Source organism: Allorhizocola rhizosphaerae (assembly GCF_003426775.1).
Classification (GTDB): Bacteria; Actinomycetota; Actinomycetes; order Mycobacteriales; family Micromonosporaceae; genus Allorhizocola; species Allorhizocola rhizosphaerae.
On record NZ_QJUG01000309.1, the window covers coordinates 1 to 7944 of the forward strand.

Consider the following 7944-nt stretch of genomic DNA (forward strand, 5'->3'; position numbering starts at 1 on the left):
CGCGCAGCCCGTCGAGCAGGTCGGCGCCGGACGGGCCGGCCGGTGTGGCCGCGGCCGCGCGCCACCGGGCCAGCCGGATCTCGGCCGACTTGAGCAGCTCGTCGGTCCACGGCCGGTCCTCGCGATAGTGCTGCGACACCAGCGCCAGCCGCACGGCCATCGGGTCGACGCCATCGGCGCGCAGCCGCGACGCGAACACCAGGTTGCCGCGCGACTTGCTCATCTTCTCGCCGTTGAGGCCGATCATCCCGGCGTGCACGTAGTGCGCCGCGAACGGGGCCTTGCCGGTGAGGAGCTCGCCGTGGGCCGCCGAGCACTCGTGGTGCGGGAAGATCAGGTCGTTGCCGCCGCCCTGCACATCGATGGTGTCGCCGAGCAGGGACTGCGCGATGACCGTGCACTCGATGTGCCAGCCGGGGCGGCCGGGGCCGAGGTGGCCGCCGTCCCAGGCGGGCTCGTCGGGCCGCATCCCGCGCCACAGCAACGGGTCGAGCTGGTCGCGCTTGCCCGGACGGTCGGGGTCTCCCCCGCGCTCGGCCGAGAATTCGAGCATCGTCGCACGGTCGAGGTTGGACTCGTACCCAAAAGAAGCCGAAGTGGACAGGTCGAAGTAGACGTCTTGCGTGCCGTCCTTGAGCCGATAGGCGGCACCCCGCTCCAGCAGCTCGACCACCTTGGCGGCGATCGCCGGGATGGACTCGACCGCGCCGATGTAGTGCGTGGGCGGCACGATGCGCAGCGCCTCCATGTCCTCGCGGAACAGGGCCGTCTCGCGCATCGCGAGAACCTTCCAGTCCTCACCGTCGCGCTCCGCCCGTTCCAGCAACGGGTCGTCGATGTCGGTCACGTTCTGTACATATTGGACAGTGTGGCCGGTGTCGACCCACATCCGGTTGACCAGATCAAACGTGATCATCGTGGCGGCGTGGCCGAGATGGGCCGCGTCGTACGGCGTGATCCCGCACACATACATGGTCGCCCTGCCCGAGGCGGGCCGTGTCGGGTGCACGCCGCGCCGGGCCGTGTCGTAGAGGGCCAGCGGCCGGCCGGTCCCCGGCAGGCGGGGTAGGTCATCGTCAGAGGCGGCGGGGGCAGACCACGAATCCATTCCGCCAGCGTAGCCAAACACGGAGCGCCCGGAATTACGCACATGACCACGACTGCCGCTAGGGTCTTCTGTATGGCCCATCAGGTCTTCTCGTTCGAGCCGCCGGAGCGGTTCGTCGCCGGCACGGTGGGTCCGCCCGGCGAGCGCACGTTCTATCTTCAGGCGCGCGGGGGCGGCCGCCTGGTCAGCGTGGTGCTGGAGAAGGTGCAGGTGACGCTGCTGGCCGAGAAGCTCGAGGAGCTGCTCGCCGAGGCGCACCAGCGCTTCAACCTTGAGCTGCCGGGTCCCAGCCAGGACCCGCCCGACAACGAGCCGCTGGAGACGCCGGTCGACGAGGAGTTCCGCGTCGGCACCCTCGGATTGGCCTTCGATGTCGAAAACAACACGATCATCATCGAGGCCATCGCGGTGGACGAGACGGCCGAGTTCGACACCGAGACCGACACGCCTTCGGGCGACGATGACGAGGCCGCGGTGCCGAGCATCTCCGACGATCTGGATCGGCTGCGGGTGCGCCTGACCCCGGCCGCCGTGCGCGACTTCATCGACCGCGCCAAGCGCGTCATCTCGGCGGGGCGCCCACCGTGCCCGCTGTGCGGGCAGCCGCTCGACGCGTCGGGCCACCTCTGTCCGCGCCACAACGGCTACCACCGGCGCTAGCGAAAGTTCGCGCCATGGCGACAACCGACGAAGTTGAGCAGCTTCTGCGGTCGGCGGAGTTCGAGATCGAGGGCCGGCTGGTGGAGGCGTCGAACATCACGCTGCGCGTGCAGCTCAGCGATGACGTGCGCGCAGTGTACAAGCCCATCCGTGGCGAGCGCCCGCTGTGGGACTTCCCGGACGGCACGCTCGCCGGGCGTGAGGTCGCGGCATATGAGCTGAGCAAGGCGCTGCGCTGGGATGTGGTCCCGCTGACCGTGATGCGCGATGGGCCGCTCGGTTTGGGGGCGTGCCAGCTGTGGCTGGACGACCTCGTCGAACCGCCCGTCGGGTTCGTGCCCGAGCGCGAACTTCCGGGCGATTGGCTGCCCGTCGCGGGTGCGCGTGACGAGGTGGGCAGGCCTTATGTGCTGGCCCATGCCGACGACCCGCGCCTGGCCCGGCTCGCGCTGTTCGACGCGATTGTCAACAACGCCGATCGCAAGGGCGGGCACGTGCTGCTCACCCAGGGCGGACACCTCTACGGTGTGGACCACGGCGTGTGCTTCCACAGCGACGACAAGCTGCGCACCGTGCTGTGGGGGTTCGGCGGGCGCCCGGTGTCCGAAGCGGACAGTGCCGCGCTGCGCCGCATCGACCCCGGCATCCTGAGCGATTACCTTTCCGCGCAGGAGCTCGACGCGCTCGCGCGCCGGATCGAGAAGCTGGAGACCTACCCGGCCCCACCGGATGATCGTCACGCTATCCCCTGGCCGCCCATATAGATGTAGATTCAGCCCATGGACGTCCAAGTCACGGGGCCCATGCTCGATCGCTTCGATGAGATCCTCACTCCCGATGCGCTGGCGTTCCTGGCGGAGCTGCATGCGCGCTTCGACGCCCGCAGACGCCAGTTGCTGGCCCAGCGCAGCTCCACGGTCACCACGCTGGACTTCCTCGACGAGACCCGGCACGTGCGCGAGGGCGACTGGCGGGTGGCCGAGCCCGCGCCCGGCCTGGTCGACCGGCGGGTCGAGATCACCGGGCCGACCGACGCCAAGATGATCATCAATGCACTCAACTCCGGGGCGAAGGTGTGGCTGGCCGACCACGAGGACGCCAACACGCCGCTGTGGGAGAACGTCATTTCCGGCCAGCTCAACCTGCGCGACGCGGTCAAGGGCACGCTCCAGCACACCTCGCCCGAGGGCAAGCACTACACCGTCGAGGCCACCGAACCGCCCACCATCGTGTTCCGGCCGCGCGGCTGGCACCTGAGCGAGAAGCACCTGCTGCACCACGGCGAGCGCCTGTCCGGCAGCCTGGTCGACTTCGGGCTCTACGCCTTCCACACGGGCACGTACTTCTACCTGCCGAAGATGGAGAGTCACCTTGAGGCCCGGTTGTGGAACGACGTGTTCACGTTCGCCGAGGACCGGCTGGGCAAGCCGCGCGGGACCATCCGGGCCACCGTGCTGATAGAGACGTACCCGGCCGCCTTTGAGATGGACGAGATCCTGTACGAGCTGCGCGAGCACTCGGCCGGGTTGAACGCGGGCCGCTGGGACTACATGTTCAGTGTCATCAAGAAGTTCCGCGAGCGCGGGCGGGATTTCCTGCTGCCCGATCGCAACTCGGTCACGATGACCGCGCCGTTCATGCGCGCCTACACCGAGCTGCTTGTGAGCACCTGTCACAGGAGAGGCGCCCACGCGATCGGCGGCATGGCCGCGTTCATCCCGAGCCGCCGCGATCCGCATGTCAACGAGGTCGCGCTGGCAAAGGTGCGCGACGACAAGACACGCGAGGCCAACGACGGATTCGACGGGTCGTGGGTGGCGCATCCCGACCTCGTGCCGGTGTGCCGGGAGGTCTTCGACGGGGTGCTCGGCGACCGGCCGAATCAGCTCGACAAGACCAAGCAGGTGTCCATCACCGCCGACGACCTGCTGGCGGTCCGCAAGACGGAGGGGCAACAGACCGAGGTGGGGCTACGCAACGCGATAAGCGTTGGTGTGCAATACCTTTCGTCGTGGCTGCGGGGCACTGGCGCCGTCGCCATCAACAACCTGATGGAAGATGCGGCCACCGCCGAGATCGCGCGCTCCCAGGTGTGGCAGTGGCTGCACAACGACGTGGTCCTGCATGACACGGGCGAGCGGGTGACCCGCGAGCTGGTCGAGCGGATCGCCGAAGAGTTCGACGAAGCCCACGACGCGGCGAAGGCCTTGTTCATGGAGGTTGCCGTCGCCGACGACTTCGTGGACTTCCTGACGCTGCCCGCGTACGAGCGCATGCCATGAAAGCCTTGGTGGAGAAGCTGTCCGGCCGGTTGACCAAGGATCAGATTATCACCGATCCGGTGGAGTTGCGCACGTACGAATGTGATGGGCTGGCGCAATACCGGGTTAGTCCCGGGCTGGTCGTTTTGCCGCACAATGCTTCCGAGACCGCGTTCGTTGTGAAGGCGTGCGCTGAAGCGGGGATCCCATTTGTGGCAAGGGGTTCGGGGACGGGCCTGTCGGGTGGGGCACTGCCCCGCCGGGACGGTGTGCTCATCGTCACCGCGCAGATGCGGTCCATTGTGGAGCTTGCCATCGAGGACGAGCGGGCCGTCGTACAGCCGGGCGTCATCAACCTGCACGTGACGCGGGCCGCCGCTGCGCACGGCTACTACTACGCGCCCGACCCGTCGAGTCAACAGATCTGCTCGATCGGCGGCAACGTCGCGGAAAACTCGGGCGGCGCGCACTGCCTCAAATACGGCTTCACCACCAATCACGTGACCGGGCTGGAGATCGTGACGCCCGACGGCGAGCTGGTTCGCTTGGGCGGCAAGGCTTTGGACCCGCCCGGCTATGACCTGATCGGCACGTTCGTCGGGTCGGAGGGCACGCTCGGCATCGCCACCGAGGTGACGGTGCGACTCACGCCCGTGCCGCAGGCGGTCAGCACGCTGCTTGCCGGGTTCGCCTCCACGGACGAAGCGGGCGCGGCGACTTCGGCCATCATCGCGGCCGGGATCGTGCCCGCTGCGATCGAAATGATGGATGCGCTCGCGATTGAGGCCGCGGAAGCGGCTGTCCACTGTGGATATCCGGCCGGTGCGGGCGCGGTGCTGATAGTCGAGTTGGACGGGCTGATCGAGGCTGTTGAGGCGGAATTCGCTGCGGTGCAACGGCTTTGCGTCGACGAGGGCGCATTCGAGATCCGAGTCGCTGCGGACGACGCCGAGCGCGCCCTGATCTGGAAGGGCCGCAAGTCGGCGTTCGCGGCCGTGGGCCGGATCAGTCCGGATTACATAGTCCAAGATGGAGTGATTCCCCGCACCGCCCTGCCGGAGGTGTTGCGGCGCATAGATGAGCTCTCTCAACGCACTGGCGTGCGGGTGGCCAATGTCTTTCACGCGGGCGACGGCAACCTGCATCCCCTGGTCCTTTTCGACGATTCTGTACCAGGCCAAGCCGCACACGCCGAGGAGGTCTCCGGCGCGATTCTCGACCTGTGCATCGAGCACGGTGGCTCGATCACCGGCGAGCACGGCGTCGGCGTGGACAAGTCCCGGTACATGCCAAGGATGTTCAGCGACGACGACCTCGACACGATGCAGATGGTGCGCTGCGCGTTCGACCCGGCGGGACTGTCCAACCCGGGCAAGGTGTTCCCGACGCCCCGCCTGTGCGGCGAGGTGCCGGGCCGCCACAAGGGGGCGCACCCGTTGCAGGAGGCGGGAATCGCGGAGGTGTTCTGATGGAGGCCCGGCCCACGTCCACTGCGGAGGCCGCCTCCATCCTGCGCGAAGCCGCGGCGAAAGGATGGGCCGTGGTGGTGCGCGGCGCGGGCACGAAGCAGTCGTGGGGCCGCCCGCCCCGGCGCTGCGATCTCGTCCTGGACACCACCGGCCTCACGGGTGTGGTCGAGCACGCCGCGGGCGATTTGATTGCGGTGGTCCGGGCGGGCACACCCCTGGCCGAGCTGCAGTCCACATTGGGGTTCGCAGGGCAACAGTTGGCATTGGACAGTCCATTCCCGAACGCGACCGTGGGCGGGACGGTCGCGGTCAACACGAGCGGCCCGCGCCGCATGACCTACGGCACGGTGCGCGACCTCATCATCGGCGTGACCATCGTGCGGCCCGACGGCGTCATCGCCCGCGCGGGCGGCAAGGTGGTCAAAAACGTTGCGGGATATGACCTGGCGAAGCTGATGACCGGGTCGCACGGCACGCTCGGCCTCATCGCCGAGTGTGCCTTCCGCCTTCACCCACGCGTCGAGACCTCGTTCGTGCGCAAGCGAGGCGACTTTGGCACCAAGGCCGGGCTCGCGTGGGAGATCGACGCCCCGGCAGACGGGGATTGGAAGGTCGCGTGGGAGATGCCCGGCGCCGGCGGCGACCCGAAGCCCGAATGGTGGGGGCGCTATCCGTGGCGCGAGGGCGAGCTTGGCGTCAAGCTCACCGCTGCGTTGTCGAAGGTGCGCGGCCTGTTGGCTGCTGCGAAGCGGCTTGGCGTCTCCGTGCGCGGCTCCCTGGGCACCGGTGTGCTGTACGCCGCCGCCCAGCCGGACCAGATCGGCGACCTGCGCGCGGCGGCGCACGAGGCCGGCGGGCACGCGGTCGTGCTGACCTATCACGAGGGGGTCGACCTGTGGGGTCCGGTCCCCGGCCTCGACCTGATGCGCCGGGTCAAGGCGCAGTTCGACCCCGATGACCGGTTCGCGCCCGGGAGGTTCGTCGTATGAATCCCGACCTCATCAAGGACTGCGTCCACTGCGGATTCTGCCTGCCGACGTGCCCGACCTATGTGCTGTGGGGCGCCGAGGCCGACTCGCCGCGCGGGCGCATCCACCTGATGGAGCAGCGCGTCGGCGGCGCGCCCATGAGTGATGCCATGGCCCTGCATTTCGACCGCTGCCTGGGCTGCATGGCGTGCGTGACCGCATGCCCGTCGGGCGTACGCTACGACCTGCTCATCGAGCAGACACGCGCCCACGTTGAGGCTTCGCACCCGCGCACGCTGAAGGAACGGCTGCTGCGCGGGGCCATCTTCCGGCTGTTCCCTTATCCGCGCCGGTTGCGCCTGATGCGCGGGCCGTTGCGCCTCTACCAGGCGCTGGGCCTGCGGCTGCGCGGCACGGGGACGCTCTCCACTCTGGAGTCGCTGGCGCCCCGCCTGACGAAGGCGCCGCGCTTGCCCGCGTCGGTGAAGGCGGTCGGCAAGCGGCGTGCCGTGGTCGGTCTGCTCACCGGGTGCGTGCAGAGCGCATTCTTCCCCGACGTCAACGCGGCCACGGCCCGCGTGCTGGCCGCCGAGGGCTGCGACGTGGTGATCCCGCCCAACCAGGGCTGCTGCGGCGCGCTCAGTGTCCACAATGGACGAGCCGAGGAAGCGCAGCGCTTCGCGACCGCGCTCACCGAGACGTTCCAGCGCGCGGGCGTCGATTTCGTCGTGGTCAACGCGGCCGGCTGCGGCTCGGCAACGAAGGAATACCTGCCCAACGCCCGCGATTTCGCCGAACTGCTCGCCGAGCTCGGCCCGGTCGCGCCCCGGCACCCGCTCCCGCTGACCGTGGCCTATCACGACGCGTGCCATCTCGCCCACGCGCAGGGCATCCGGGCCCAGCCGCGCGCGCTGCTCGCCGGCATCCCCTCGCTCGTTGTGCGCGAGATCACTGATCCGGAAATCTGCTGTGGCTCGGCGGGCATCTGGAATGTTCTCAACCCCGAGCCCGCCCGCGAGCTTGGCGAACGCAAAGCCCGCAATGTGCTGGCGACCGGCGCTGACGTGCTGGTGACCGCGAACCCAGGATGCCTCATGCAGATCGGCGCTTTCGTCAAAGGAGGGATGCGCCTTGCCCACACCGCCCAGGTGCTCGACGCCTCGATCAACAACCGGCCGCTGGTATCGGTCCGATAGGTGATCGCGCGGTACGGTGCCCGACCCGTATGGTCCGTTACCGTGGGGAAGCACAGCATGAAACTGCCGCCGACCGTCGAGGAGCTCGCCGCGCAGGAGCGGGCCGACCGTGGCTGGCGGTCGCGCCTGCGGGTGCGCCTGCGGCTGCCGCTGAGCCGGCCCTGGATCGTGGCTGCCTCGGCCGCGGCGGTGGTGGCGCTCGGTGCCACGGCCTGGGCGATCGCCCGCCCGGACAGGTCACCGAACCTGCCCGGGTCCGATGTCGTGCAGGGCTTGGGTCCC

Annotated in this window: 8 protein-coding genes; 7 read left to right on the forward strand and 1 reads right to left on the reverse strand. The window is 68.9% G+C overall.

The window, feature by feature from the left end; all coding sequences use genetic code 11:
* The coding region (gene mshC / locus DM816_RS38145; protein ID WP_117215366.1) for a cysteine--1-D-myo-inosityl 2-amino-2-deoxy-alpha-D-glucopyranoside ligase at positions 1–1108 on the reverse strand (1108 nt) is incomplete at its 3' end.
* Between the two features lie 72 nt (positions 1109–1180).
* Between mshC and DM816_RS38150 the strand changes: the two genes are divergently transcribed.
* The 7 genes from DM816_RS38150 to DM816_RS38180 all read left to right on the forward strand — a co-directional run.
* Positions 1181–1768, forward strand: a complete 588-nt coding sequence (locus DM816_RS38150; RefSeq protein WP_117215367.1) for a DUF3090 domain-containing protein — start codon at positions 1181–1183, stop codon at positions 1766–1768.
* Positions 1769–1782: 14 nt separating this feature from the next.
* Positions 1783–2532 (forward strand): SCO1664 family protein, encoded by a 750-nt coding sequence (locus tag DM816_RS38155; RefSeq protein WP_117215368.1) that lies wholly within the window; start codon positions 1783–1785, stop codon positions 2530–2532.
* A 15-nt stretch (positions 2533–2547) separates the two neighbouring features.
* Positions 2548–4050, forward strand: coding sequence for a malate synthase A (aceB, locus tag DM816_RS38160; protein WP_117215369.1), 1503 nt, complete (start codon positions 2548–2550; stop codon positions 4048–4050).
* Positions 4047–5498, forward strand: coding sequence for an FAD-linked oxidase C-terminal domain-containing protein (locus tag DM816_RS38165; RefSeq protein ID WP_117215370.1), 1452 nt, complete (start codon positions 4047–4049; stop codon positions 5496–5498). Before aceB ends, DM816_RS38165 begins: the two co-directional genes overlap by 4 nt.
* The gene (locus tag DM816_RS38170; RefSeq protein WP_117215371.1) at positions 5498–6487 is read left to right on the forward strand and encodes an FAD-binding oxidoreductase; all 990 of its coding nucleotides are present in this window, start codon (positions 5498–5500) and stop codon (positions 6485–6487) included. Before DM816_RS38165 ends, DM816_RS38170 begins: the two co-directional genes overlap by 1 nt.
* Positions 6484–7662 carry a (Fe-S)-binding protein gene (locus DM816_RS38175; RefSeq protein ID WP_117215372.1) on the forward strand — a complete coding sequence of 393 codons (1179 nt, stop codon included), beginning with the start codon at positions 6484–6486 and terminating at the stop codon, positions 7660–7662. Before DM816_RS38170 ends, DM816_RS38175 begins: the two co-directional genes overlap by 4 nt.
* 57 nt (positions 7663–7719) lie before the next feature.
* A partial coding sequence (locus tag DM816_RS38180) for a hypothetical protein (RefSeq protein ID WP_211589032.1) occupies positions 7720–7944 on the forward strand: 225 nt, incomplete at its 3' end.

Excerpts from the sequence above, each read along its gene's own strand:
- DM816_RS38150 (WP_117215367.1), top strand. The coding sequence starts at position 1,181 with ATGGCCCATCAGGTCTTCTCGTTCGAGCCGCCGGAGCGGTTCGTCGCC.
- DM816_RS38155 (WP_117215368.1), top strand. The coding sequence starts at position 1,783 with ATGGCGACAACCGACGAAGTTGAGCAGCTTCTGCGGTCGGCGGAGTTC.
- aceB (WP_117215369.1), top strand. The coding sequence starts at position 2,548 with ATGGACGTCCAAGTCACGGGGCCCATGCTCGATCGCTTCGATGAGATC.
- DM816_RS38165 (WP_117215370.1), top strand. The coding sequence starts at position 4,047 with ATGAAAGCCTTGGTGGAGAAGCTGTCCGGCCGGTTGACCAAGGATCAG.
- DM816_RS38170 (WP_117215371.1), top strand. The coding sequence starts at position 5,498 with ATGGAGGCCCGGCCCACGTCCACTGCGGAGGCCGCCTCCATCCTGCGC.
- DM816_RS38175 (WP_117215372.1), top strand. The coding sequence starts at position 6,484 with ATGAATCCCGACCTCATCAAGGACTGCGTCCACTGCGGATTCTGCCTG.